This is a genomic window from Gammaproteobacteria bacterium (genome assembly GCA_013697705.1).
Taxonomy (GTDB): Bacteria; Pseudomonadota; Gammaproteobacteria; order UBA6002; family UBA6002; genus UBA6002.
Map to the genome: position 1 here is coordinate 165,109 of JACCWJ010000025.1, position 25,943 is coordinate 191,051.

At 39.9% G+C, this 25,943-nt stretch carries 22 protein-coding genes; 13 read left to right on the top strand and 9 right to left on the bottom strand.

Annotated elements, in window-relative coordinates; genetic code table 11:
- Positions 1-12: 12 nt before the first annotated feature.
- The gene (locus H0U71_06090; GenBank protein ID MBA2654617.1) at positions 13-1,419 is read right to left on the bottom strand and encodes an L-serine ammonia-lyase; all 1,407 of its coding nucleotides are present in this window, start codon (positions 1,417-1,419) and stop codon (positions 13-15) included.
- 263 nt (positions 1,420-1,682) lie between these two features.
- On the opposite strand from H0U71_06090, the gene H0U71_06095 reads away from it, so the two are divergent.
- The 3 genes from H0U71_06095 to H0U71_06105 all read left to right on the top strand — a co-directional run bounded on the left by H0U71_06095 (position 1,683) and on the right by H0U71_06105 (position 7,366).
- Positions 1,683-2,945 (top strand): MFS transporter, encoded by a 1,263-nt coding sequence (locus H0U71_06095; GenBank protein ID MBA2654618.1) that lies wholly within the window; start codon positions 1,683-1,685, stop codon positions 2,943-2,945.
- Positions 2,946-3,018: 73 nt separating this feature from the next.
- On the top strand, positions 3,019-4,344 hold the full coding sequence (locus H0U71_06100; GenBank protein MBA2654619.1) for an amino acid permease: 1,326 nt from the start codon (positions 3,019-3,021) through the stop codon (positions 4,342-4,344).
- Positions 4,337-7,366, top strand: coding sequence for a mechanosensitive ion channel (locus tag H0U71_06105; protein MBA2654620.1), 3,030 nt, complete (start codon positions 4,337-4,339; stop codon positions 7,364-7,366). Before H0U71_06100 ends, H0U71_06105 begins: the two co-directional genes overlap by 8 nt.
- Before the next feature lie 193 nt (positions 7,367-7,559).
- Here H0U71_06105 and H0U71_06110 read toward each other — a convergent pair whose 3' ends face one another.
- From H0U71_06110 to H0U71_06125, 4 genes are all read right to left on the bottom strand, one after another.
- Complete coding sequence (locus H0U71_06110; GenBank protein ID MBA2654621.1) at positions 7,560-8,762, bottom strand: hypothetical protein; 1,203 nt, start codon at positions 8,760-8,762, stop codon at positions 7,560-7,562.
- 110 nt (positions 8,763-8,872) lie between these two features.
- Entirely contained in the window at positions 8,873-11,965 is a 3,093-nt protein-coding gene (locus H0U71_06115; GenBank protein MBA2654622.1) for a translocation/assembly module TamB domain-containing protein, read from the bottom strand.
- Positions 11,962-13,668 (bottom strand): outer membrane protein assembly factor, encoded by a 1,707-nt coding sequence (locus H0U71_06120; protein ID MBA2654623.1) that lies wholly within the window; start codon positions 13,666-13,668, stop codon positions 11,962-11,964. Before H0U71_06120 ends, H0U71_06115 begins: the two co-directional genes overlap by 4 nt.
- A gap of 31 nt (positions 13,669-13,699) precedes the next feature.
- On the bottom strand, positions 13,700-14,965 hold the full coding sequence (locus H0U71_06125) for a divalent metal cation transporter (protein MBA2654624.1): 1,266 nt from the start codon (positions 14,963-14,965) through the stop codon (positions 13,700-13,702).
- A gap of 96 nt (positions 14,966-15,061) precedes the next feature.
- Here H0U71_06125 and H0U71_06130 point away from each other — a divergent pair, with 96 nt between their 5' ends.
- From H0U71_06130 to H0U71_06155, 6 genes are all read left to right on the top strand, one after another.
- Complete coding sequence (locus tag H0U71_06130; GenBank protein MBA2654625.1) at positions 15,062-16,003, top strand: type I pantothenate kinase; 942 nt, start codon at positions 15,062-15,064, stop codon at positions 16,001-16,003.
- A 94-nt stretch (positions 16,004-16,097) separates the two neighbouring features.
- Entirely contained in the window at positions 16,098-17,177 is a 1,080-nt protein-coding gene (locus tag H0U71_06135; GenBank protein MBA2654626.1) for a saccharopine dehydrogenase NADP-binding domain-containing protein, read from the top strand.
- A gap of 17 nt (positions 17,178-17,194) precedes the next feature.
- Positions 17,195-18,598, top strand: a complete 1,404-nt coding sequence (locus H0U71_06140; protein ID MBA2654627.1) for a cysteine--tRNA ligase — start codon at positions 17,195-17,197, stop codon at positions 18,596-18,598.
- A 111-nt stretch (positions 18,599-18,709) separates the two neighbouring features.
- Positions 18,710-18,880 (top strand): DUF1328 domain-containing protein, encoded by a 171-nt coding sequence (locus H0U71_06145; GenBank protein ID MBA2654628.1) that lies wholly within the window; start codon positions 18,710-18,712, stop codon positions 18,878-18,880.
- A gap of 50 nt (positions 18,881-18,930) precedes the next feature.
- The gene (locus H0U71_06150; protein MBA2654629.1) at positions 18,931-19,188 is read left to right on the top strand and encodes a hypothetical protein; all 258 of its coding nucleotides are present in this window, start codon (positions 18,931-18,933) and stop codon (positions 19,186-19,188) included.
- Between the two features lie 101 nt (positions 19,189-19,289).
- On the top strand, positions 19,290-19,496 hold the full coding sequence (locus H0U71_06155) for a hypothetical protein (GenBank protein MBA2654630.1): 207 nt from the start codon (positions 19,290-19,292) through the stop codon (positions 19,494-19,496).
- On the opposite strand, the gene folD is transcribed toward H0U71_06155, so the two are convergent.
- The 3 genes from folD to gloB all read right to left on the bottom strand — a co-directional run bounded on the left by folD (position 19,493) and on the right by gloB (position 22,685).
- Complete coding sequence (folD, locus tag H0U71_06160) at positions 19,493-20,344, bottom strand: bifunctional methylenetetrahydrofolate dehydrogenase/methenyltetrahydrofolate cyclohydrolase FolD (protein ID MBA2654631.1); 852 nt, start codon at positions 20,342-20,344, stop codon at positions 19,493-19,495. The two genes, H0U71_06155 and folD, sit on opposite strands and share 4 nt — an antisense overlap.
- The gene (locus tag H0U71_06165) at positions 20,345-21,544 is read right to left on the bottom strand and encodes a transglycosylase SLT domain-containing protein (GenBank protein MBA2654632.1); all 1,200 of its coding nucleotides are present in this window, start codon (positions 21,542-21,544) and stop codon (positions 20,345-20,347) included.
- A 382-nt stretch (positions 21,545-21,926) separates the two neighbouring features.
- Positions 21,927-22,685 (bottom strand): hydroxyacylglutathione hydrolase, encoded by a 759-nt coding sequence (gloB, locus tag H0U71_06170; GenBank protein MBA2654633.1) that lies wholly within the window; start codon positions 22,683-22,685, stop codon positions 21,927-21,929.
- 100 nt (positions 22,686-22,785) lie between these two features.
- On the opposite strand from gloB, the gene H0U71_06175 reads away from it, so the two are divergent.
- Genes H0U71_06175 through dnaQ form a run of 3 tightly spaced genes read left to right on the top strand, consistent with a single transcriptional unit; the run spans position 22,786 to position 24,655 of the window.
- Positions 22,786-23,508 (top strand): methyltransferase domain-containing protein, encoded by a 723-nt coding sequence (locus H0U71_06175; protein MBA2654634.1) that lies wholly within the window; start codon positions 22,786-22,788, stop codon positions 23,506-23,508.
- The gene (rnhA, locus tag H0U71_06180; protein MBA2654635.1) at positions 23,508-23,954 is read left to right on the top strand and encodes a ribonuclease HI; all 447 of its coding nucleotides are present in this window, start codon (positions 23,508-23,510) and stop codon (positions 23,952-23,954) included. Before H0U71_06175 ends, rnhA begins: the two co-directional genes overlap by 1 nt.
- A gap of 2 nt (positions 23,955-23,956) precedes the next feature.
- Positions 23,957-24,655 (top strand): DNA polymerase III subunit epsilon, encoded by a 699-nt coding sequence (dnaQ, locus tag H0U71_06185; GenBank protein MBA2654636.1) that lies wholly within the window; start codon positions 23,957-23,959, stop codon positions 24,653-24,655.
- A 141-nt stretch (positions 24,656-24,796) separates the two neighbouring features.
- Here dnaQ and H0U71_06190 read toward each other — a convergent pair whose 3' ends face one another.
- Positions 24,797-25,504, bottom strand: a complete 708-nt coding sequence (locus H0U71_06190; protein ID MBA2654637.1) for a dienelactone hydrolase family protein — start codon at positions 25,502-25,504, stop codon at positions 24,797-24,799.
- A 99-nt stretch (positions 25,505-25,603) separates the two neighbouring features.
- Between H0U71_06190 and H0U71_06195 the strand changes: the two genes are divergently transcribed.
- A complete protein-coding gene (locus H0U71_06195; protein ID MBA2654638.1) occupies positions 25,604-25,936 on the top strand; it encodes a hypothetical protein in 333 nt (110 codons plus the stop codon).
- Positions 25,937-25,943 lie beyond the last annotated feature (7 nt).

Here is a 25,943-nt window from a genome sequence, read left to right on the forward strand (position 1 = left end):
CGCAGAAATTAATTAACATTCCGTTACATTTACCGTAACGCCGCCATGTTTTGCTAATCCTCCAAGCGAAGTTTCTTTGTAGATAGGCATCATATCCTTACCAATTTGGCGCATGGTTTTAATGACGTTATCTAAAGTGATGATATGTTCACCGTCACTCTCTTCACCTTCGTCTTCGGCAAGAACTAAACGCGCCGCATTAACAGCTTTTACAGCGCCCATTGCATTGCGTTCGATACAAGGAATTTGCACCAGCCCGCCAATGGGGTCACAGGTTAAACCTAGGTTATGCTCCATACCTATTTCGGCCGCTTTTTCTATTTGGCGAACACTCCCCCCCAACGCGGCAGCGAGTGCGCCTGCTGCCATAGAACAAGCCACGCCTACTTCGCCTTGACAGCCCACTTCTGCCCCGGAAATAGAAGCCCCTTTTTTGTATAAGATAGCGATAGCCCCGGCTGTAAGCAAAAAGTTGATAACACCCTCTGGAGTCGCGTATTCGCAAAAAGTTTTATAATAATTAAGCACCGCGGGAATAATCCCAGCTGCCCCATTAGTAGGAGCGGTTACTATCTTTCCCCCGGCTGCATTTTGTTCGTTAACCGCCATAGCAAACACATTTAACCAATTCATTATATCTGGGTGGGTCGCTGAAGGTTTTCCTTTATTGAGGAGTTTTTTATAGAGAGAAGGAGCGCGGCGTTTAACATAGAGTCCTCCTGGCAAAATTCCTTCTGTATCGCAGCCTTTTTGTATGCAATGAAGCATGGTGTCTGCAATATCCAGCAGCATATTTTTGACCTCTTCCTCTGAGCGCCACATTTTTTCATTGGCCATCATAACGCCAGCGATAGTTAATAGATTTTCCTGACAGTGCTGCATCAATTCATGTGCTGTTTCAAAAGGAAAAGGAACGACTTCATGCTGATCATCTTCTTTATTAAGGTCTTCCGTTGAAAGGATAAACCCTCCGCCGATTGAATAATAAATTTTTTCTAAAAGGGGCTGACCGGCTTGATTAAATGCGGTAAAACGCATGCCATTGGTGTGATGAGGCAAGGTCTCGTTATAGTGGAATATTAAATTTTCCGAATAACTAAAGGCTATTTTTTTCTTTTTACTTAAATTTAGCGAGGACGAAAGATTAATATGATGAATGCTCTCAGGGATGGTTTCGGGATCAATGGTTTTAGGATGTTCGCCCTGCAACCCCATTAAAACCGCCGCATCAGTGCCGTGTCCTTTCCCAGTTAACGCTAGGGAGCCGTAGAGATCACAGTTTACTTTTTCAGTGCACGAGAGTAGGTTTAATGTCCCCAACAAATGGGCAAACTCTTGGGCTGCCTTCATGGGGCCCACTGTATGAGAACTTGAGGGTCCAATACCAATTGCAAACAAATCAAAAACACTAATATGCATTTAAAACCCCCGTTTATTTTCATTTAAAAATAATAAAAATAGTTTTTGTTACCGCTACTATACATAAAGGCCGGTATTTTTCCAATACATCCTGGAGGTCACTGTTCAGCACTCTCGACGCGAATGTTCCTGCCAAGTTCTAAAGGAGTGCTAAGAGTAACCTCGAATTTAATGCTACACCTAAAAATAATCAGGTATTATAACGCTTTACCCCTGTTTTGCATCAGCGACCAGGATGTCAAACTCTAATTAAGAAGAATAATATGGACCAAGCCTTACCTATTGCTTTTAATCGCAGGGAAAGATTAACTCAAATACTCAGCGAACCGCGGCTCATCAGTGTTTTATTTCTGGGATTCGCTTCCGGACTGCCTTTATTACTGACAGGTTCAACGCTGCAAGCTTGGTATGCGATGAGTAATGTCAATATAGTGACCATTGGTCTATTGACCTTGGTTGGCCAACCCTATGTCTATAAATTTGTGTGGGCGCCTTTACTCGATCGTTATTCATTGCCGTGGCTGGGAAGACGGCGAGGTTGGATGTTCCTATTGCAGATTTTATTGGTGGTTGGAATAGCGGTTATGGGGTTATTACAACCCAACAATGAACCCCTGGGATTAGCATTTATAGCTCTCATCGTAGCATTTTTATCCGCGAGTCAGGATATCAGTATTGATGCTTACAGAACAGACATCCTCCAACCCGATGAAAGAGGCCTAGGAGCTGGCCTATTTACTATGGGTTATAGGGTGGCAATGCTAACGGGGGGCGCACTCGTCTTGGTGATGGCGGATCATATAGGTTGGAAGCTAACCTATTGGTTCATGGCGTTTTTAATGGTATTACAATTAGTCGTGACCTATTTTTCAAAACCCCCTGTAGATGATGTAGCTCCTCCGCATAATTTAATGCAGGCCATACTGGATCCGTTTCGTGAATTTTTTAAACACAAATACGCAGTGTCGATTTTGGTCTTCATCGTTATTTATAAATTGGGTGATGTATTCACACTCATCCTAGGTACCACTTTTTTAATCAGGGGCGTCGGCTTTTCACTCACAGATATCGGTTTAATGTACAAATTAGTCGGCATGTTGGGTATTTTTATTGGGGTGCTGGCCGGCGGCATTTGGATGAAGAAAATTACGTTACTTCGGGCATTGGTTGTGTTTGGTATTATCCAAACGTTGGTCAATCTGCCCTTTATGTTCCTGGCGATGAGTGGCAAAAATTACCTGTTGTTAATCGTCACCGTTTTTGTTGAAAACTTCGGTTCTGGGCTGGGATCAGTCGCTTTTCTGGCCTTTCTGATGAGTTTATGTGATCATCGTTACACAGCAACACATTTTGCCCTTTTTTCTGCACTTGCCGCAATAGGCCGTGTTTTTGTAGGTCCTATTGCAGGTGTAATGGTGGAGCATTTAGGGTGGGTGCACTATTTTTTCTGGGCATTCTTACTCGGGTTCCCCGGAGTAATAATGCTGAGTTGGTTAAAACGTCATTCCCTATTTAAAACAGCGTGAGCTTCTTGTCGCACCGAAGCAAGGAAAGAAAAGAAACAGAGCGAACTGATAATTCCGATAGAGAGATCGCAATATGAGTCAAGATCATACCATTAAAACACTTGGGTTCTGGACCTTAACAGCCTTGGTAGCAGGGAATATGATTGGGTCGGGTGTATTTATGCTGCCTGCATCACTGGCTGCGTTTGGTAGTATTGGTATTTTTGCTTGGTTAATAACAGCAGCGGGAACGATGGTACTCGCAATTGTGTTTGCACGGTTGAGCCGGCTGTTACCTAGAACGGGGGGTCCCTATGCGTATTGTCGTGAAGCGTACGGTGATTTTATCGGTTTTCAAGTAGCTTATAACTATTGGATAGCGCTTTGGGTAGGAAACGCTGCCATCGTTGTCACATTAGTAAGTTATCTAGGGGTTTTTTGGCCACAATTAGATACTAATCCCTGGCTATCATTTATAACGAGTTTAGGTTTTATTTGGGCAATTACCTTTATCAACATTTTAGGGGTTAAAGAAGCCGGTCGAACACAAATTATTACGACGGTACTTAAATTGATTCCCTTGCTTATCATCGCAACCGTCGGACTTTTATTCATCCAAAAACCAAATCTTATGCATTTTAATGTCAGTGGTAAGTCTGATTTCGTTGCCTTATCCGGCGCTGCAACGCTTACAATGTGGGCATTCATCGGATTTGAATCAGCGACTGTTCCTGCAGAGCATGTCATTGATCCAAGACGTAACATCCCCCGAGCTACTATTGTAGGCACTTCAGTTGCCGCCCTAGTGTATATCTTGAGCACCATTGCCATTATGGGCATTGTGCCCATGCAACAACTAGCGCATTCAACTTCGCCTTTTGCTGATGCTGCAAATTTAATGTTTGGACCGTGGGCGCATTGGGTGATTGCAGCCGCGGCGGTAGTTGCCTGCTTTGGCACGCTAAATGGTTGGATTTTGATGCAAGGACAGATTCCGCTTGCTGCTGCAAAAGATGGCTTATTCCCGCGGCAATTTGAAAAAACAAATAAGGCAGGCTCACCTGTTGTGGGTCTAATCGTTTCCAGCGTCTTGATTTCTATTTTATTGGCGATGCGTTATGGCGCAACTCTAGTAGATCAATTTACGATGATTAGTCTACTCGCTACCCTCGCATCGCTGATTCCTTATATCTATACCTCTGTCGCAGAAATTATGTTTTATATTAAAGAAAGAGAAAAGTTTAATCATAAACGTCTTACCGGTTCTGCCATTCTAGGAATGGTGGCATTTATCTATACGTACTGGCTTATTTATGGCGCGGGACTACAAATTGTTTTTTATGGTGTTTTATTATTATTGAGCAGTATTCCCGTCTATTTATTTTTGCAAATGAAGTCAATTGAACCCCAAAATGAATAACAAATTTTACCGATGGTCGGTTATAGCCACCATTTTATGCGTAGTATTATTTAACATTGCAGTGTTTGCTTTTGATAATGGCGATCATCAATCGACATTAGCCATTTCTGATCGCCAACTTAACATCGATAAAGAAAGTAATCTCCTAGTTAGGAAGCAATACTGGGATCTTAAAAATGCCCGCGATAGGCAATATCAATTGCTACGGGAAAAAGGGGTTAGCTCCACCATAATCAAACATGCTCAACTTGACTACATTGCAGCGAAAGCAGCAGTCGAGGGCGCAAATATTGCATTAACGGATGCAGTAGAATCAGCAGACGATACTAGCACCTCTATTCGCAATCTTGAAAAAAATCTTCAGAGCCTAATATTGGTCACAAAGAGCAATGAAGAGGGCAAAATAATTTCGGTGGAAGCTAATCTCGAATTTCAGAAGAGATTACAGCAAATTCAAAACGATCGAATTACCACCCTTAATCAAATAAAAGCAGTTACCCAACAACGGTTGAAACTTGAAGATCTCTGGCAACAAAAACTGCAGGTTCTTTATACTCTCCAAAAACAAGATCAACAGCGTAACCACCTTTCAGAAGTTCTATCTGGCTTGCAACGCCAGCAGCAAAATTGGCTGATAAGAATGCGTGGTTTAACACAAGAATTGCAAGTTCTAACGGCACAGGGTGAAGTGAATGATACAAATCTTAAAAAATTGCATTTGCAAATTCTAGAAGCGGAAGAAAATGTTGCCTTAATAAGATTAAAATCTTACTTAGTTCATGTGCAAAATCGTATCGAAAATCTTGACCAAATGAATAAGATGCAAAAACCATCAACGCAATTGAGCGAGCTGGTTGAACAGTCTTCGAATACGCTGGAACAGTTAAATTCTACCGAAGAATTTATTCGTGGAAAAATACATTTTTTAACGATGAAAAAAAATGAGTTGACCGCAGACTTAAATAAGCAAATTTTATCGGCTGAAGATGCTTATAGTTATTCACGCATGTTGACCAATTTGAGCGATGAATATAACAAAGAAATTAATAATATAGATTCATTAGTTAAAAAGGCAGCTTATTATCAAAAAGATTTTAAATTGCAGTTACAACATCATTTGTCTGAACGTCACAAATTTCCCTCGGAGTGGGCGGGTTGGTTAACGTTAGGTCAGCGCATGCTGCAGATTCCCTACTTGCTATCCAATGCTTCTACTAATTTTGCCGAGCAAACTTATTCACAGTGGCAAGAAGGCAAAAATAACTTCTTCAACTTTGCATTATTATTGCTACCTTTCATTTTTGGTGCGTGGTTTTATTTGAGACGTTTTTTGCTTAATGTCGAAATTAATATTAAAGAAGACAAACAACGGTTTTCTACTAATATTGCCTACATAGTGGTTGAGCTGGTCAGACGTAATTTAGGGAGTATGTTTTTTCTCGGGATTTTGATTGCGTTAACGATGAACCTCAATGCGTCTTCTTTTCTGTTTATTTATCTCTTTTTAGTATTCCTGTGTTTCAAAATCTTTTTGAGTATTGCGAAATTAACGTTGCTTGAAAATGTAAATGATATTTCCGGAAAAGATGTGAAACTATATTACCGAATAAAATGGTCGCTCATTTTGGGGTTGATGCTCTCAACTCTTTCTGTGGTTGCACACAATATGCCGGTAGCTTATGAGGCGAAGACATTAGTAAATAGGCTATTTATGGCATTTATCTTGATCATTGCCTGGCAGTTATATAAAGCACGCGCAGTTATCCCGAGTATGTTAGAGTCAATCATCCATATTCCGCGACGTTATTTTTATAGGGTGCTACAAGTATTGGGCATACTCATTCCTCTCGCCCTCGTTTTTAATGCCGTCATCGGTTTATTAGGCTATGTTGAATTAGCGTGGGCAGTGGCAAAATATCAAGTTATTTTCATTCTTGTGCTGGCCGGTTATTTGGTGGTTCGGGGACTTTTAACTGATGGTATGGAACTTATTTCAGAGCTGTTTATTCGTTATGTTAAGCAAGGATGGTTATGGACCGAAGCCATTTTGAAACCTCTAGATCGCATTTTTCGAATTGTTTTATTCATACTCAGTTGCATATTCTTATTGCGATTATTCAATTTGGATAATAATGAGTTTTTCATTAATACCGTTGATCAATTGCTGCGTAAAAAATTATTTTCCATAGGGGGCAATTCCATCAACCCCTTAATGTTATGCGAGCTTTTAATCATTATATCTTTGATAAAGTGGCTGGCGCATTGGTCACGTGAATTCTCATATCGTTGGTTATATGTAAACGCGAAAGATGTGGGAGTGCGAAATAGCTTATCCATCTTCACCCAATATGCCAGCGTCATTGTCTCAGTGATAATTGGTTTGAAGTTATTAGGGCTAGATTTACGCGGTTTTACAGTGGTGGCTGCTGCATTCGCAGCAGGGATAGGTTTTGGCATGCGTGATTTAATCGTAAACTTTTTTAGTGGTATTTTATTACTGATTGAGCGCCCATTTAGAACGGGCGATATCATTACCTTAGGAAGTTATGAAGGGGAAGTTATCATTACAGGAATGCGTTCTATGACTATCCGCACCTGGGATCATATGGAAGTCATCGTCCCTAATGCTGACATGTTTACCAAGCCATTTGTAAATTGGACCCATCACGATAACATCGTTAGAACCGTGATCACGCTAAAAATTCATCGTGAAGATGATCCCCATAGGGTACAGAAATTAATCATGAATCTGCTTCGCCAGCATGCTTCTGTTGCTAAAGAACCGTCATCAGAAGTTATCATGAGTGAATTAAGCGATGCGCTCATCGAAATGCAAGTCAGATACTATGTACTTTTAACACCGCAGCGTACCCGAACAGGTGTGCGATCAGAAGTATTGTTTGCAATATGGGATTGCTTTAAAGAAAACAATATTCGATCACCCAATCCACAATATGATTTGATCGTAAAAAACCAGCATAATGATGTGTTTGAAGGCTCTGTCGCTGAATTCAGTCTCTAATCGATTGCTTTTAATCTTATGAAAGTTTGACCTGACGATCGTCGTTCTTCAACTTGTAGTGAACTCCAGACCGGAATGGTTACCCCATGAGATAAATGATCATTATAAAGACACATTGGCTAGTATTATGTTTAGCCTAATCTTGCCGATGTAAAGGAGGGCTATGCTGCTACAACAAAGCCCATACGTAATTTTAATTATTTGTCACAGTGTTCTGTTGAGAGGCTAGAAAATCAGTAAGCATTTCTTGGATTCTACTCATTGCAAATCTGAGGTTCTCGATGTCTAGGAATTGTTTAATAAACTCTAGATCCCTACCATGAGCTTGCTTATCAACATAACTAAAACTTTCCTCACTGATCTTTTGTGAAATTGTGGATACTTTTTGCATAAAATCATTGGCATCAAGTTTTTCTACATTACTGGCAGTGTGCCCTATTACACCAAGCAAATCTTTAATAAAGCTCGCGGGGTAGCCTCTCATCTTCGGCAAACTTGCACGGGATGTCCAAGAAGATAAATAATTCTTAAATTCTTTTCGGATACTGTCGAGATCATAATTATTTGAAACAGCTTTAGACTGAGGATTATTAAAGAAGGTTGGTTGCGACTGACTAGGCATAGCTGGCGCTTGACCGGAAGAATCAAAAACGTTTTGACGCTTGGGAGGTCTTTGACCGGCACTATCTTGCCCGATAGGATATTGAGTGGAGGCTCTCGTAGAAGTATTATTACTGTTGTTATTGCTGGCGTCATTGATTTGGATGAAGATGCGTTTGTGGCTGTTATTTACATCCTCCGAGCCGTTGATAGATGTAACAATTTTCTGCCTCAATTCTTGGCATTCTCTTTTAAGAGTATTGCTACTTCTCTGGTGTTTAACAATTTGATTTTTTAAAACTTCGATGGTATTTAATAGGACGCTTTTTTCTGTGCTAGCCCTCTCTAACATTTGCTGAAGAGCGTTGTTTTCATTAATTAGTTCAATATTGCTTTGTGCAAGATCATCTACAAGGGTCAAGGTGTTGCCAAGATCCTGTCTGAAAAATTGTTTTGAACCATTATGATATTCAGTAATATGATCAATCATCACCTTTTTTGTTTCTGCAGTTAGTTTGGCGTGGATTTGTTCCTTTGGAATTTTGAGAACAGTAACTAGCATCGTTTGTGGGTGCCTAAGCAGGTGCCTCAATCCGTTAAGGAGGGGAGCTGTATTACGGGGAGTGTTATCAAAAAAAACCAGCTCATTGTCAAGAATCGAGCTGATATAAAGAAAAAGGTTGGTTTGGGGTAAAGCCGCATCAAGCTGTGTTAATAAACTATCTAAGGTAGTTTTGATTTTTTTTACCTGTTCTGCACTTAGCTTTATTTTTTCGATCTCACTTAAAACGATCATATTGTGAACTCCAGGGTTTTTAAAAAAAATGAGTATACTACTAAAATTTAACAACTAACATATGGGATGTGCTGATAATCGAATAATTTTTTTCCTACTCAACAATGGAATTATTTCTCTACGGAATACAAAATGTCCACGCCACTACCGTTAGTATTTGCAACGCTTTGCACGGTCCAAAATTTATTTAATAGATAACGTACTTTAAGTGTATTGGTATGGTCGAACAAATCTAAGCTGTAATTAACGTAGAATTTAGGCGATAGATATTTCCCTAGTACAAATGCCGTGTGTTGAGTGGTTTCTTGGGTGCGAGGATCAATTTCTGACTGGGTACCAATATCCAATTCAGCAAGCCCCAATCCTTTTTTAAGTTGGTCTTTTATGTTTAGTAATTTATTATTCCCGCTAAAATTTAAGGCATCAGCGGCTTGTAACAGTAATTGCGTATTAGATTTATTAACTGATTGATTAAGGGAGTTCAGCGGCATTCCTAAAACTAAATAGGAAAGAATATCAGCTGAACTTTTACCCGCCGGCTCAGAATAAAGATTTATTTTTGGTTCGTGGAGCGTGCCTGTCACTTGCACGCCCACTTTAATGGTTTCTTCACTGGCAAATAATGAATTACTTTTCGCTTGTAGTGATCGAGTAGCCTTGATATTCAACCCGGGATTGCTAATAGGGCCTCCTGTAAACAGAAGTCTGCCATCATTAATCTGTAATGTTTTACCATAAATGGAATAATTCCCATCTTGCAGCCATAATTCGCCGTTCGCCACGGTAGCCTTGGTAGGGTCATCTTCGATTTGCATTTGGCCGCGTACTTGCCCTTTAATGCCACGAGAGTTCAAATAAATTTTGTTACCCAACGATAAATGAATGGAGCTCATCATTCGAAAACTACTATTTTCAACCTTTTTACCATCTTCTTGGATAAAGACTATGTCATCCGAAGCAGTTTCAGTATTGCCAAAATCGTGAGGATGGATATTAGCTTCTGGAATTACAATATTTCCCGAGAGTTTTAACGTTTTATCGGCTAAAGCTAGATGCATATTCGGGGTAGCAAAAATCTTTATTTCGGGCTGATTACAAATTAAAACATTGGTGCCTTGCAGATCAAGCTCCAACGGGAAGGCACCTTGTTCAATTTTTGTTTGTCCATTCAGGTTTAAAATTCCCTTTCCTGAAGTAAGGCTGCCACTATAAAGAATTAGATTATTAGTGCTTTTGGCGCGAATATTTACATTAGTTATCTGCAAGTTTATTTTTGGAATCTGAAAGCTTCCTTGACTGAAATTTAATTCACCGGCAATGTTAGGGTTGCTAAGTGTGCCGCTAAACGCATAGTTACCCATTATTTTCCCCGACAGATTTTTAATTGTAGGGATAAGAGTTTCCAGAATGCGAGGCTGATTTAAATTAAAGGATACGTTGCCTGCGATTTTTTGATGGGTTTGTGTTGCACCCAATTTAAAATTCGGTAATTCAAGAGTAGATTTAACTTGGCCGTCTGGAAAAAGGATTGAAAGGTTAGACTTTAAATTGTCTCCATCCATAAGAACGTTAATTTTTCCTCCCGTGTAAGGGAATGTTTCTGGATCATGAAGCTGATAATGCAATAGGCCGGGGCTCAGTTGTGCCGCAACATTAAGCCTAGCCTTTTTCTTAAAGTCAGCTGCGGCTGCCACATTAATTTTACCGTTGATGCGTAGCGATTCAGGAAAAAGAAAGTTAATTAAACTCAGATCGAAATTTCGTATCTCCATTTTACCTTGTAGGCTTTTGCCAACTAAATAAGTGCCATGCAGCATGATGTGACCTTGGCTGCTTATTAATGCAAATGGGCTTAGGGTTAAAGAATGTTTATTAACGACTACAGCAGCTTTTTTTGCTAAAAGCCAACGCTGATTATTATTGTTTAACTCAAATTGATTAATGATGCCTTTCCATGTCTCTGAAGCATAACTACCTATGATATGAATCGCGCCATTTTGATCTTTAGTATTTACCTTAATCTTAATGTCATGATGTTTTAATTCACCGGTAGCTTGCAAGAGAAGACGGGTGATTTTGTACTGCTTAAACACAAAGTTGTTTAATGTAAACTCAGAATCAAGGGTAGGCTTTGTGTTAATACTGCTAACATTTCCGATCGCTAATAACTCACCTTTAGCGCTAGGAAAATAATGATCTATAGTGGCAACATGCAACTTCCAGTTGATTCGCTCGGGTAAATTTTTATCTTGCTGGATTTGTAAGGTTGAGTTTTTAGAAAGAATATTTAAATTTATTTCTGACACTAAACGCTTATTTAAAATAACTTCCCCGTGTCCTTCGATTGGCTGATCATGCACCACGCCTTGTAGCTTATCCAGCTTGATAATAGTATCTTTTTTGTGATGTTGAGCATTCAAATTAAAACTAATAATCTGCGACCACTTGCTATGCCAAAAATCGTTTAGATGAAGATTGTCAGAAACAATTTGCAAATTGTGGTTATTTCCTTCGCCACTACCATTTACAAATAGTTTGCCTTGATGGTTATCATAAACTTCTGAATTGAGGGCATATCGTTTTTTGTTACCATAGAAATGTATTTTACAGTCTGTTTTATTGATAGAAGTGTGCATATCAAAATACATATTATTTTTGTTTTGATTAAGTTTTATAAAGAAGCTCTCATCATTTTCTTTATAAATGAGCACGTCTAAATTTTTCGCGCTGAGATTTGCTGAGCCCACTAAGGGCGGTAGTTGGAGTGTGAAATCCTCGCCGTGCTTTACTTGTAGATTTTTGAGGGTGATTGTATTGGCTTGAATTCCAAAGGGTAAAGGGAAACTATCATGGGAGGATTTTTTTTGTTTTATATTGAGTAAATGCGCATTGATAATAACATTTTCAGCGGTTAATTCTTTCATTACTAATTTTAGCCAAAAAATATTGAACGTATTTTGAGAGGTCAACTTGTCAATATCTAGATCTAGGGTGTCGGAGTGATATTTAAGCTTTAAAATTTCAAGTCTACCTAAAAGCTTGCCAGAAATTTTTTCATAACTCAGGCCAGGCGTTTTTCTGGCAATTATTTTAAAGACAACTTGTGTTCCCGCATCCGAATAGAGAAGAAAGTTACCTGTCATGCCTACAAATAACAAAGCAAGGGTGACTACTGTGTTGGTAACTATTTTTTTTATATTCAAAGTTCTGGTCCCATGCTGAATTGTAATAAGCGAGGTTGCCCCGGTTTATCTAACGCTTGGGCGAGCGTTATTTCTATTGCACCTATCGGTGAACGCCACAGGACCCCGACTCCCACGCTCTTCATTAAATTATTGGTTAGCCCATTACTCACATTGCCAGCATCCATAAATAGAGCCGCGTAGAGGTTGCCTTTAATTTTTTGTTGCAGTTCAACTGATCCCACGAGCAATGTTCTACCGGGGCCGATTTCTTGGAATTGATATCCGCGCACAGTTTGCGACCCCCCGGTATAAAATTGTAATGAAATGGGCAACTGATCGATATCTGAAATAAACGTGTAGCCCAATTGTCCTCTAGCGACGAGCCGAGTTACTGACGAAAGAGGTACCAATGCTTTAGCTTGTACTAATCCTTGAATGAAATCTGTGTTTGATATTAATGACTTAGTTGCACCTCGCAAATTAAAATTAATTTGATAGCCTCTATTCGGATTTAACGGGTCATCACTTTTGATTCGTGACCAATTAAGATTGGGTAACAGCATGGTAGAATTAATGATTGGGCGCCCGTCAGTGGGAACGGAATGCTCGTCACGTAAGCCGAGCGAAAGAGTTTGCTGCCAACCAAAAAATGTTCGAATATAGCTGGCTTCAATTTTTTCATTGCGACTCTTACCGCTGGTATCTAAGTGCTGTTCTTCTGCAGCTGCGCTTAGTTTATATAAATCAGTGACAGGATTATACCCTGGGATGACATAGCTTGCCTCGCAGTGATTCATCTTTTGAGAAGGCTGTATAAGTGCCTCAAAATGATGGCCGCTTGGATTTAGACGACGCACCTGCAGCTCTGCGATGCCTCTTGGTCCAGTATCCGTACCAAATCCTAGACCTAAGCTATATTGCACCTTTTTGCGAGGGATTACTTCAACCTCAATGGGTACGTTTAAGTTCTCAGCTTGTTCCGGACGAGGAGTCACTATGACTTGCTGAAAAAAATTAGAATTGCCTAAGTTTTCTTGCAGCTTTACAATTTTTTTATTGGAATAGGGCGCCTCTTTTTTAAAGGGTACGAATCTTTGCAAAAATCGCCGCGAATAGGGTGAAGGCAAAAAGTGTATCTCGCCAAAATAATAACGTGGCCCTGTATCAAAACGGATGCTGATCGTCGCTTCATACTTTTGTAAATCAATAAAGATAGTGCTCTGCTCAATTTTTGCTGCAAAATAGCCGCGTTGTGCAGCAAGATCAACTAATCCTGATTTAGCCTCATGATAAACTTTTGAGCGAACCACATCTCCTTGTTTCAGTGGAAAATTTTGTAAATACAACTGAAATGCTTCATCCGATAGACCTTCACCGCTGACCTGCAAATCGAGCTTTGTGATCCGCAGTAATTCCCCGGGTTTGATATAAAAGTTTATGACCCAGTTATTTTTCGCATGATTAAGGGTGGTTTTCACATCCGGTTTGAAATAACCGTAGGCAGCCAAAGAATTTTTTATCTCGATGGTGGTCTGTTCTAAATATAATTGCGCCTGTTGCGGGGTCAAAGAATTTTGAACCTCATCGGGGCCACTTTTTGTTCTCACAATAATATCAGCGAGAATATCACCGCCTACTCCATGGAAATTTTGTTTTACCTGAGTGGATGCGATGGTTGTATAGAAAATCAAAAAGGTTATTAGTAAAAATTTTTTTATCATTATAATTCTTTTTTTTACATTATTAACGTACTTAATTATACAGCGGAAAAAAGAGTAACAGCACATACAAATTGCTAATGGCAATTAGAAAGATCAACCCAATTTTGCTCAACAAAACAAGCGCCCTGGGTGGTACAGCTTCTTTTGGCATCATATCTGCACAGGTCGCAACCCTATAGTTCAGAAACCCAAAGATAGGCGCTGTTAGAAATGCGAAGATAGTGGCAATATCGATCAATTTTTTCATGCTCTTGAGAAAATAGCCTGAAAGTAAGGTACTTATCAATATTAATATCAATAATCCTATCCAGTAGATAAGGTCACTATGTTGCTTTTGTTTTGGTATTAAGAGAGTCAAAGCATTGGTAAAAGCACGAGGGTAGGCGTCAAGGCACGCCAAGGTGGCACTAAAAAGCACTGAAAATATAATAATTGCAATGAAAGGTTCGCCCCATTTTCCAATATGCGTGGTGAATAAGGTGATCAGTTGTTCAATGAATAGAAAACCAGAGCTAGAAAAACTTTGACTCGAGGCAAACATGACAAAAGCCCCGAGTGATACAAAGATGACAGCCAAAACAGCGGAAATTGCATACCCAATATTAAAATCGGTTAACCCCTCTTTCAGGGTGGGCCATCGTTTTGTTTCACGCGCTTTTGCCTTCGTCCATAACGTTAGCCAGACAGAAACATCAATCGGGGCAGGGGTCCAGCCCATTAACGCAATAACAAAAGTAAATTCCGCAAAGTACGAAATATTAAATAGAGGGCTGCCTAGGGTTTTAATGCCCTTGGGGAGCGCGATAAAAAAAGTAACCAGTGCGCTAATCACTAAGACTGCAATAATAATTTTCACCGTCCTATCAAGCCAGGGATATCTGCCAAACAATAGAATTAGGCCGCAAACACTCAGAAGCATAATGCTTAAAATTAAGGGTGAAATAGTGGTGTTTAAAAAATATGCCAGAATGTTGGCATCCATCAGGGTTAATGCTGCGATAGTTGGAAAGGCAGTACACGTAATTAAAATAATGTAGAGGAGGAGGGCCCATCGTCCAATTTTGAAATAGCCCTCTAGAATGCTCTGCTTATTTGCGGCGCTGAAACGTTGGGCAAACTCAAAAAAAGGATATTTTAAAATATAGATAAGAAGGATAAGTGGTAGCAGCCGTAAGCCATATTCTGCCCCTGCATGCGTGACTTGGACAAAATTCGCGCCACCTACTGTGACACATGCAAATAAGATGCCCGGACCTAAGTTGCTTAATATACCAGATAAACGTTTTATTTTTTTCACATAATTATTCCGAGCTGGTATAAGGTTACTATTAAATACGATTGGCCATTATATGAATTTTGGCTCTAAAAAGAAAAACTTTTAAGAAAGTGATTTATGGAAATTATTTATTCTCCTTATCTGCGCTTTGATAGATTCGCCTGGCGAGACTTCAGAGGCAATATGCCGTTAACATTGACTAATGAGGATATTGTAAAATTACGCGGAAAATATGAGTCGGTTTCCTTAGATGAAGTAATCGAAGTCTATTTGCCGCTTTCACGTTTGTTGAACCTGTATGTCACTGCAGCACAAGAATTATTTCAGGTCACCGCACAATTTTTGGGTCATCCAGAGCCTCGGGTTCCTTATATAATTGGGATTGTAGGCAGTGTAGCAGTAGGTAAAAGCACGACTTCAAGAGTATTACAGGCCCTACTTTCGACGTGGGATACCCATCCGAATGTGGAAATTGTCACCACCGATGGCTTCTTATACCCGAATGAAATTTTAGCGCAAAAGAACTTATTGCAGCGCAAAGGATTTCCAGAAAGTTATGACCTTAGACGATTAATCACTTTTTTAAACGATTTGAAGGCGGGCAAAAAAGAGCTTGAGGTCCCTATCTATTCTCATCAGTACTACGATGTCACCTCTGAAGTCCAAAAAATTCATCATCCTGATATTGTCATATTGGAAGGCTTGAATTTGTTACAACAGACCCCCGACAGCCTCAATAAACAAAAAACTCAGGTTTTTGCGACAGATTATTTTGACTTTAGTATCTATGTGGATGCCGACACATCCATGATTAAGGAATGGTATCTGGAACGTTTCATGAAATTTCGAGAACTTGCCAGAAAAGACCCGTCACTTTTTTTGCATCAGTTTACAGCAATGTCAGACAAAGATGCGCTATATCATGCAGAGAAAGTGTGGATAGAGATTAATGCACTTAATCTTAATGAAAATATCCTGCCTTATAAGGAACGAGCAAAGTTAATTTTACATAAAGACAAAAATCATTCAGTACAAGAAGTTTATTTAAGAAAAATCTGAGATGCTAGGACCTAGATGACAATCGTTCCCTAGACGAATATACTCTTTTAGTTGTAGCTATCAGCAGTAGTTTCGGAATTAAGAAGGGAAGGAAATGCATAAAACATTCATTGCAGGTGCAGGGACCATTGGCACACTAATCGCCGCTCTATTAGTAAATTCAGGGGGCTATGAGGTTTATTTAGTCGATAATAACCTATCGCATTTGTCCCTACCTCCTTATAAAAATTTGCATTTACATCAGTTGGATGTGAAAGACAGTGAACAGTTAAAGCAGTATCTGCTAGACAATGAGATTGAAATAACCATCTCTAGCCTGCCTTATTTCCATAACATGTTTATTGCGAACGCTGCAGCAGAATTGAACCTTAATTATTTCGATTTGACGGAAGACATTAATGTGGCAGCCGAAGTGCGACGTTTGGCTCACAATAAAGCCGCAGCGTTTGTACCTCAATGTGGTATTGCTCCAGGCTTTATCAATATTGTAGCTAATCATCTCATGACCCGATTTGATAAAATTCAAGCGACGTATCTACGGGCAGGCTGCTTGCCAAAAAGTTCTCATAATGCGCTCCAGTATGCGATTACGTGGTCACTCGATGGACTCATTAATGAATATGGCAATACCTGTTATGGATTGGTCAACGGGGAAAAGGTGGCCTTACAACCGCTTGATGATTTAGAACTGGTGGAATTGGATGGCACACTTTACGAAGCATTCAATACCTCTGGTGGTGTGGGCAGTTTAAATGAAACCTATCAAGGTAAGGTACAGACTTTAAATTACAAAACCTTACGTTATCCAGGACACTGCGAAAAAATGCGCTTTTTGATGAAGGATCTTCAGCTGAATGAAGATCGCCCTACACTGAGAAGAATTTTAGAAAAAAGTCTCCCGAGAACAGATCAAGATGTCATGTTGTTATATGTTTCAGTGACCGGTGAAAAAGAAGGTAGCTACTACGAGCAAAGTTATGTTAAAAAAATTGAGCCCATGGTCTTACATGAGCGAAAATGGACCGCTATTCAAATCAGCACTGCCTCGAGTCTGTGTGCGGTCGTTGATTTAGTCATGGATAACCCCGAGGACTATAGAGGGTTTATCCTGCAGGAACAGTTTGCGCTAGAGAAATTCTTAAACAACCGTTTTGGTCAAATTTTTAATTTATAAGAAGGTTAGGGATCACAATGTTGCATATTTACAATACTCTCACGAGACAAAAACAATTATTTAAGCCATTGGAAGAAGGCAAAGTAAATATGTATGTGTGTGGTATGACGGTTTACGATTTCTGTCATATTGGTCATGGTCGCATCTTTGTAATTTTTGACATGATCGTTAGATTTCTGCGTTTCAGAGGATATGAGGTTAATTATGTCAGAAATATTACCGATATTGATGACAAAATTATTCAGCGTGCCAAAGAGAATAATGAATCTATTCAAGCGCTAACCACGCGCACCATTCAAGCGATGCATGAAGATGAGCGGGCCCTTGGTGTACTTGCGCCGACATCTGTACCCAAGGCCACAGAATTTATCAGCGAAATTATTGCCATGATTGAAACCTTGATGGAAAACAAATATGCCTATCAGGCCTCAAATGGGGATGTCTATTTCGAAACGAAGAAGTTTTCAAGTTATGGTGAAATGGCGCAACAAGATTTAGATAAACTGCGGTCAGGAATCCGGGTTGATGTGGTTGATGCCAAAAATGACCCGCTTGATTTTGTATTGTGGAAATTGGCGAAGCCAGGAGAGCCAGAATGGGACTCTCCATGGGGAAAGGGACGGCCAGGGTGGCATATAGAATGTTCTGCAATGTCCAACAATTTGTTAGGTCCTCAATTTGATATTCATGGTGGTGGTCTAGATTTGCAGTTTCCCCATCATCAGAATGAGATTGCCCAGTCAGAAGCAGCGAATGGTTGCCAGTTTGTAAACTATTGGATGCATGTGGGTTATGTCACCATAGATAAAGAAAAAATGTCTAAATCGTTGGGTAATTTTTTCACTATACGAGAGGTGTTAGAAAATTATCATCCAGAAGTGATACGTTACTTTATGATTGCGAGTCATTACCGCAGCCCTATTAATTACTCACAACAAAATCTAACTAATGCGCGAAATGCATTAGAACGTCTTTATTCATCCTTGCGTAATTTGCCTGAAGTAGGCGAGAAAGATGATAAAGGCTTTGAACAACAATACATTGCTGCTATGGAAGATGATTTCAATACTCCTGTTGCTCTCGCTGTTCTTTTTGATATCGCAAGAGAAATTAATCGATTAAAAGATGAAGAGAAATTTAATGAAGCAGCGCAGGTGAGTGCCCTTCTAAAACGATTGGGTGGTTCATTAGGGTTATTACAAAATGATCCAGAAACTTTTTTAAAAGGTAGCCTTAGTGGTGCAGAAGTTGATCACATTGAGTGCTTGATTAAAGCGAGAGAAACCGCGAGAGCTGACAAAAATTGGGCAGAAGCAGATCGTTTGAGAAATGAACTTCAATTGTTAAAAGTAATCATTGAAGATGGCCCACAAGGGACTACTTGGAGAAAAGAAGCTTTAGCTGAGCATGATTACTCTTAAAAAACAATGGGATTGGGCACTACACTACGCGATTAGCGAGGCTTGACATTGTAATCATGCATGCCTATATTAAGAGACGTTGCTTTTTAATAAAAGTAAAGGGAGTTTACTATGCTAGGATGGGTAATTTTATTTCTGATCATCTCTATTATCGCTGCGGTGCTTGGGTTCACCGGTGTTGCTGTTGCAGCTTCGGGTATTGCTAAGATAATATTTTATATATTTCTAATTTTACTTGTTCTTTCTCTAATTTCGTACATTATGAGAGGTCGGGGTCCCTAACCTCGTATTAATTAGAGGGAAATTCTAATTTCAACTACGGAGATCATTCAATGAAAAAGATAGTTTTAGCTGCTGCTGCTGGTTTATTGACACTTGGCTTAGCTGCTTGCGAACAACGTATTGAACCTGCTACAACAACTGATGGCACAACACCTGCTACCAGTTCTTCTAGCACGACAACAACCGTTCCAGCAGACACAATGACAAGTCCATCAACAACGACCACAACACCTGACACAACAACTACTGACACAACACCTAGCATGGACACTACAAAACCTGCTACAGATACAACAAAACCTCAATAATTCGTTTTTGAGTGTTACGGTAAAGATATCCCTTAGGATATCTTTACCGTTGCTGTTGTAAGTAACAAAATTCTATCAAATTTTAACTCTGAAGGTTCGGTATGAAAAAATTAACGCTGACATGCCTGGTTTTATCCTTGGTGCTGACCCTGCCCGCTTGCCAGCAAAGTCAAAGTGAACTTGATACCGCTAAAATTCAAGAATCGATAGATAAAATCAAATCCAAAATTCAAGAAAGTTTAAATAGTCAGAAATCTGACAATAAGAAAGATGAATCAAGCTCTGATGAGCCTAATAGCGCGGATTAATTGCGTAATTCAGCGGCTTTAAGGGTGTTTTCTAAAAGCATCGTCACCGTCATAGGACCCACTCCACCTGGTACAGGAGTAATCCATGATGCTTTCTCTGCCGCACTTTCAAATTCAATATCACCTTTTATTTTGCCGTCATCCTGACGATTAATACCCACATCCACTACTATCACGCCTTGTTTTAACCACTCAGATAAAATCACGTCCCGTTTGCCAATCGCAACGACAAGTAAATCAGCGCTGGAGACTTTAGCCGCTAAATCTTTGGTATATCGATGGCAAATCGTTACCGTGGCTTTTTTTAACAACAGCTCTAATGCCATAGGTCTGCCAACGATGTTCGAAGCGCCGACAATGACGGCATTGAGGCCCGTTAATTCAATTGCATAGTGTTGTAACAGTCTAATGATGCCAAAGGGCGTGCAGGGACGTAATAAAGGTCTGCGAATAGCAAGTCTGCCGACGTTATAAGGATGAAAGCCATCCACATCTTTGGTGTAACTTATTTTGTCAATAATGCGCGCACAATTGAGATGCTTGGGAAGGGGAGTTTGCACAATGATCCCATCAATAGTTTCATCCTGATTGAGCTGGTTAATAAGCTCTTCCACTTCATCTTGACCAACGTTTTCTGGTAATTCGTAGGCGAGTGAATGGAATCCTGCTTTTTTACAGGCAATATGTTTGTTGTTCACATATATTTGGGAAGCTGGGTCATCACCCACTATGATGACTGCTAATCCTGGGATGCGTTGTTTCTGCAGTATCCTTTTTTGAATCTGAGCGGCAAGCTCTGATTGAATTTGATGAGCTACAGACTTCCCGTCTAATATTTTTGCTGACATTTATCTGACCTTTCTACAACCGGAAACACTAATCTTATGGCCCACCGGTAATTGTTTTTCATTTTTTAAGTGGTTAATCTGTTTAAGATCTTTGGCAGAGATATTAAACTTTTTAGCAATACTCAATAAAGTATCACCCTTTCTTATCTTATATTTTATAGGTTTATGTGAGGTAATCGTTGGCGAAGGTAAGGGTTCTGTTGCTTCAATTTTTGCACACGTTACTTGCTCATCGGGGGTGGTAGAGATTGCACACGTTCCTTGCGGCACTAATAAAGTGAGAGAACGAGGAACTGTGGCCGTATTTTGCCGGATTCCGGGATTAAGTTGTCGTAAGGTGCGATTATCAATACCTAAATCTCGGGCAGTTTCTGATAAATTGATAACGTTTGCTTCTTTCCAGGTTTTTTCTTGCACCGTTGCCTGATTGGCCACATGAGGCAAGGAAAGCTGATATTCCTCAGGTTGTCTAATAATACAAGCAATTGCTAATAACTTAGGAACATATTCCCGGGTTTCCCGGGACAGGGGTAATTCCCAAAAAATACGAGAATGCTTCCGGGCAGCCGACAAAATTTTGCCTTCTCCCGCGTCGTATGCAGCCAAAGCGAGCAGCCAGTCTTTATTAAAATAGTGATATAAGTAGGTTAAATAGGTCAAAGCAGCTTTTGTAGAAGCGGTGACGTCTTTTCTCCCATCATAGGAGGAATTCATTTTTAGACCAAACTTTGTGGCGGTGCCTGGCATAATTTGCCATAAACCCGCAGCCCCTGATTTTGCGCCAATAGCCGGATTGTAATGACTTTCTAAGATCGGAATCAAAGCAAGCTCAGCAGGCAAATTGTTTCGATGCGTCTGTTCGTAGACATAATAAATAAAAGGCTCTGCACTTTTTAAAGCGCGACATAGCTCTTTGGGGTGTTGTTGATACCAGAGTATTTGTTTTTGAATATTGGGATTATTTTGGTCACATTCGATACCAAAATCTTTGCTCAACTGAGACCAAAAGGTGACTTCTTGATGAGATAAATGGAGCCATTTAGGCGCTTTAAGAAACGACTGTGCATTGTTACACAGCATTAACAAGGAAAGAGAAATGAATAATAACCAGCCTGGGCTCTTTTTGGCTCTTATTAATTTGTAGCTACTCGCCCCTGGAAGCGGATGTCCACTCTTGGCGGAATTTAAATGATTTTTCACAAGAAAACTGCTCACATACTCATGTATGCTCCGCTTTATTTTTTGAAAAATCATTTAAATTACGCTCAAAATTGAACGTCCTAGCCAACTAATCACTGTGGGTGCGAGTAGATCCATTAATTTAACCATCGCAGGATATTAGCCCCTAACGTAAAAAAAGTCCACCTCTCTCCTCCCGCGGCCTTCAAACCCCAGTGCCTCTCAATGCAGGAAGAATACTGAAATTATTCATTATAACTAGCACGAACATTCAGATTTGCGCTGAATTTCAACGAAAAATCAAAAGAAAAAGCGCAGCATACTAGTGTATGTAAGCAGTTTTCTTTTGATTTTTCGTTGAAATTCAGCCGAATATGGATGTTCGCATCTAGTGGCTAAGCAGCTAAGAATGATTTTTCCAGTCACGGAGGGCCTTGAGTACTTCTACAGGATGAGTCAGGGGGGAGCCTGCGTATTTTTCAGCGGCTGTTATCACGTTTTTTTGGTCACAGCGCAAAAAAGGATTGGTTTTTTTTTCAATTGCAATCGAGGCAGGAACAGTGGGAGTGTTGTTTTTTCTGAGAAGGAGCGTTTCATTATAACGCTGTTTAATCTCCTCATTGTCAGGTTCAACCAGAAGTGCGAAACGCAAATTATTCTCTGTATACTCATGTCCACAGTAGACTAAGGTCGTTTCGGGGAGAGATTTTAGTTTTATCAGGGATTGATACATCTGCTCTATGGATCCTTCAAAAATTCTGCCGCAGCCCGCAGTGAATAAGGTATCTCCTGTAAACACCATTCCAGCGTCATAGTAGCCTACGTGCTCGAGAGTATGTCCGGGTAATCCAAATGTAGTAAAGTTAAGACCTATTTCATCGATATCAAATTGGCCATCAAGTACGATAGGGCGGGTTACTTGAGCAATAGCGTGGGGGCCATATACGGGCACGTTAGCATAATCCAGTAACCCCTTGACCCCATCAGTATGATCATAATGGTGATGGGTTAACAAGATGGCGCTCAATGTGAGATGTTTTTCCTGCAATAGTTTGATAACCGGGGTAGCGTCACCGGGATCTACCACGGCGCAATAGAAATCTTTTTGGAGACACCATATGTAGTTATCTCTAAACGCTAAAATAGGAAATATGGATGTCATAGCGCTCCCCTCTAAAATAAAGAAATTACATATTAGCATTTTTTGGATAAAATAAGATTTTAACGTAGGCGAATGTCGGGATGGAAAAGGAATAAAGCTATTGGAAAAATCACAGGGGGTTATAAATTATCCTAACAAATATTTTTTAGACAGTGAGCAAGATGAATTAACCTCTCTTTCATCCCAACTTTATGGCTATTTCTTAGTGCAATTAGGGCTAGATGGAACCTATGATTTAAAAACCCCCAGTAGAATTATGAAGCATGTTTATGTAGGGCAGGGCGCTGAGGCAGACGGTAACCTTTGCTTGGTAGAATCTTCCTTCAAAGAACTTCCTTTCCAAAGTGAGAGCGTCGATGTGTTTTTTTTGCCCCATACCCTTGAGATTGCCTCTGAAGCGGATAAATTATTAAACGAAATTTACAACATTCTAATTCCAGGAGGCAAACTCATTCTATTAGGGTATAATCCATTAAGTTTATTAGGTTTGTCTAAATTAGTTAATTCCGCCAAAAATAGTGCTTTCAATGGAAAATTCCGTAGCATTGGTCAAGTAAAGTCATTGTTAGATACCAATCGATTTTCCATTAACTACCAAAACACTTTTTGTTTTAGACCTCCATTTAACACGGAAAATTTGCTCAAAAAAGGCTCTTTTTTAGAGTCAATAGGCAAGCATTGCTTTCCTTCTTTAGGTAGCGTTTATATTTTAGTAGCAGAAAAGAGAATGGCAGTAATACCTCCTTTAAAAATGAAAATTTTTTCAAAGAAAATACCCGTAGCGAGAGGTTTTCCTGAGCCGAGTACTCACAAAGGGTTGTAATGAGAGTAGAAATTTTTACAGATGGCGCTTGCAGAGGCAACCCAGGCCCTGGGGGCTGGGGCGCGATACTTCGCTATAAAGATCAAGAAAAATATATTAAGGGAGCTGAGCTTAATACGACTAATAATCGTATGGAGTTAATGGCCGCCATTAGAGCGCTAGCGGCACTTACGCGTTCCTGCGAAGTGGCCATTACCACCGACTCCAAATATGTAAAAGACGGAATAACTATTTGGCTAGCTAATTGGAAAAAAAATGCGTGGCGCACGAGTCAAAAAAAACCTGTAAAAAACCAGGATTTATGGCAAGAGTTAGATGTAGAAACAAGACGCCATCAACTCACCTGGCATTGGATTAAAGGCCACAGCGGACATAGAGAAAACGAAACAGCAGACAAGTTAGCCAATGAAGCCATTGATGAATTATTGATTACTGCAGGACTTTGAAAATGAGACAAATTGCATTAGATACTGAAACGACCGGTTTATCCACAGAGCAAGGACACCGCATCATCGAAATCGGCTGTATTGAAATTATTGATCGCAAGATCACGGGCAATAATTTTCATTGTTATATCGATCCCGATAGAGAAATTGATCCCAATGCATTTGCAGTGCATGGAATTTCAAATAATTTTTTGTTAGGCAAACCAAGATTTAAAGCAGTGTTTAATGATTTAATCGCTTACGTTGCTGACGCAGAGCTCATCATTCACAATGCGCCTTTCGATGTTGGATTTTTAAATTATGAGTTTTCCTTAATCAATCATTCAAAACAGATGACAGAGTATTGCAGTATCTTTGATACATTGCCGTTTGCTCGGCAACGACACCCAGGTCAAAAAAATAGCCTGGATGCCCTATGTAAACGGTACGAAATTGATAATGCACACCGACAGTTGCATGGCGCGTTACTGGATGCGGATTTATTAGCGCGAATTTATCTTGCGATGACAGGCGGCCAGGGAAGTTTATTTTCTGAAGAGCATGCTACTTCACATGATGAGCACGCGGAAATTATGAAACAACTTGTCAGAGATAAGCCGTTGCCTGTTATGGGTATCTCGGCAGAAGAAGAAAGTGCGCATCTTAAGTTTGTTGAAATTTTAAGTAAGAACGGTGGGACCAATCTTTGGGACGAAGATTAGTTGCTGTTCAGCCTCTAGAGGCGAACGTCCTAGCCAACTAATCGCTGGGAGTGTGAGTAGATTCGAGTGCAACTCTGAATGTTCGTGCTTAATTCTAGATAGTTTCAAACTATAGATAGAGCAAATCTCAGCGTTGGTAATTTACAGAAATACTTCTGTAAAAAAGTTCTGCATAGCAATCCAAGAGCGTTTTTCTGCAAGACTATTATAAACTGTGCCCAAATCTTTATCGTTGGCAACGGGGTTGGTGAAGGCATGCATAGTGTTGCCATAAATATCCATTTCCCATTCTGCTTCATGCTCTGTCATCTCTTGTTGAAAAGCGGCAACTTGAGTTGGGGGAACCATAGGATCATCATGACCGTGGAGGGCTAATATCTTTGCTTTGATTGATTGAGTATTATCGGGTGGAGTCAATAATCCATGAAAACTTACCACTGCACTTAAATCTGTACCCATTCTAGCGAGGTCTAATACACACATGCCCCCAAAGCAAAAGCCTATAGCGCCTATACGCGTAGTATCAACTATATCAATTTTCTTAAGGGCGTCATATCCACTCAGGATACGTCTTTGTAGGAGGGCGCGGTTTTTAATAAAGGGTTCGATTAATGCGGATTTTTCCTCTGTAGTCTGGCCAAATTTATCTTTGCCAAACATATCGATAGCAAACCCTACATAACCTAATTCAGCCAATTTTTCGGCTTTTTGACAAGCGAACTCATTTCTTCCACTCCAATCATGAGCAACAATAACCGCGGGTCGTGGTTTTGATATATCTGAATTAAAAGCCAAATAACCTTCAAGTTCAGTGTCATCATCAAAATAGGTAACGTTTTGAGTCCGCATGTTACGCTCCTTATAAGTACATGAAGTTTAGGTGTTTTTTGCAATATTTATTGAACTTAACTATACTATAGAAATATCAATTAACGAAGAATTTAAGACATGGCTGCAATTTTAAACCAATATAAAGCCGCCTTGGGTGAACACTTAGCAAAAGGTCATGCAAAGTTCGGCAAAGTTGCTCCCCGTAGAGCGTATAAAGATGATGAGGATTCGGGAGAAGGATCAGCCGGACTAACCATTGAAACTCACCCTCTTTTTCTCAATGTTCCTGAAGGGGCTGCGTCAGATCTTTCTTTTATCACCACCGATAATAGTAATGTCGAAGATGAAGCGCTCGATAGAGTTGAGGAGTTAAATCCAGAACTTAAATATCAGGCAGAACTCAATCTAAATTATGCAAAAGTTTCTACACCTAAGCCTACGCCTTTTTAATAGGGAG

What these genes read in the sequence shown, in the direction of transcription:
- H0U71_06155 (MBA2654630.1), top strand. Translation starts at nt 19,290, where the DNA reads ATGAAAAAATTAACGCTGACATGCCTGGTTTTATCCTTGGTGCTGACC.
- H0U71_06135 (MBA2654626.1), top strand. Translation starts at nt 16,098, where the DNA reads ATGCATAAAACATTCATTGCAGGTGCAGGGACCATTGGCACACTAATC.
- H0U71_06095 (MBA2654618.1), top strand. Translation starts at nt 1,683, where the DNA reads ATGGACCAAGCCTTACCTATTGCTTTTAATCGCAGGGAAAGATTAACT.
- gloB (MBA2654633.1), bottom strand. Translation starts at nt 22,685, where the DNA reads ATGACATCCATATTTCCTATTTTAGCGTTTAGAGATAACTACATATGG.
- rnhA (MBA2654635.1), top strand. Translation starts at nt 23,508, where the DNA reads ATGAGAGTAGAAATTTTTACAGATGGCGCTTGCAGAGGCAACCCAGGC.
- H0U71_06195 (MBA2654638.1), top strand. Translation starts at nt 25,604, where the DNA reads ATGGCTGCAATTTTAAACCAATATAAAGCCGCCTTGGGTGAACACTTA.
- H0U71_06130 (MBA2654625.1), top strand. Translation starts at nt 15,062, where the DNA reads ATGGAAATTATTTATTCTCCTTATCTGCGCTTTGATAGATTCGCCTGG.
- H0U71_06190 (MBA2654637.1), bottom strand. Translation starts at nt 25,504, where the DNA reads ATGCGGACTCAAAACGTTACCTATTTTGATGATGACACTGAACTTGAA.
- H0U71_06110 (MBA2654621.1), bottom strand. Translation starts at nt 8,762, where the DNA reads ATGATCGTTTTAAGTGAGATCGAAAAAATAAAGCTAAGTGCAGAACAG.
- H0U71_06120 (MBA2654623.1), bottom strand. Translation starts at nt 13,668, where the DNA reads ATGATAAAAAAATTTTTACTAATAACCTTTTTGATTTTCTATACAACC.
- H0U71_06150 (MBA2654629.1), top strand. Translation starts at nt 18,931, where the DNA reads ATGAAAAAGATAGTTTTAGCTGCTGCTGCTGGTTTATTGACACTTGGC.
- H0U71_06145 (MBA2654628.1), top strand. Translation starts at nt 18,710, where the DNA reads ATGCTAGGATGGGTAATTTTATTTCTGATCATCTCTATTATCGCTGCG.
- H0U71_06090 (MBA2654617.1), bottom strand. Translation starts at nt 1,419, where the DNA reads ATGCATATTAGTGTTTTTGATTTGTTTGCAATTGGTATTGGACCCTCA.
- dnaQ (MBA2654636.1), top strand. Translation starts at nt 23,957, where the DNA reads ATGAGACAAATTGCATTAGATACTGAAACGACCGGTTTATCCACAGAG.
- H0U71_06140 (MBA2654627.1), top strand. Translation starts at nt 17,195, where the DNA reads ATGTTGCATATTTACAATACTCTCACGAGACAAAAACAATTATTTAAG.
- H0U71_06105 (MBA2654620.1), top strand. Translation starts at nt 4,337, where the DNA reads ATGAATAACAAATTTTACCGATGGTCGGTTATAGCCACCATTTTATGC.
- folD (MBA2654631.1), bottom strand. Translation starts at nt 20,344, where the DNA reads ATGTCAGCAAAAATATTAGACGGGAAGTCTGTAGCTCATCAAATTCAA.
- H0U71_06100 (MBA2654619.1), top strand. Translation starts at nt 3,019, where the DNA reads ATGAGTCAAGATCATACCATTAAAACACTTGGGTTCTGGACCTTAACA.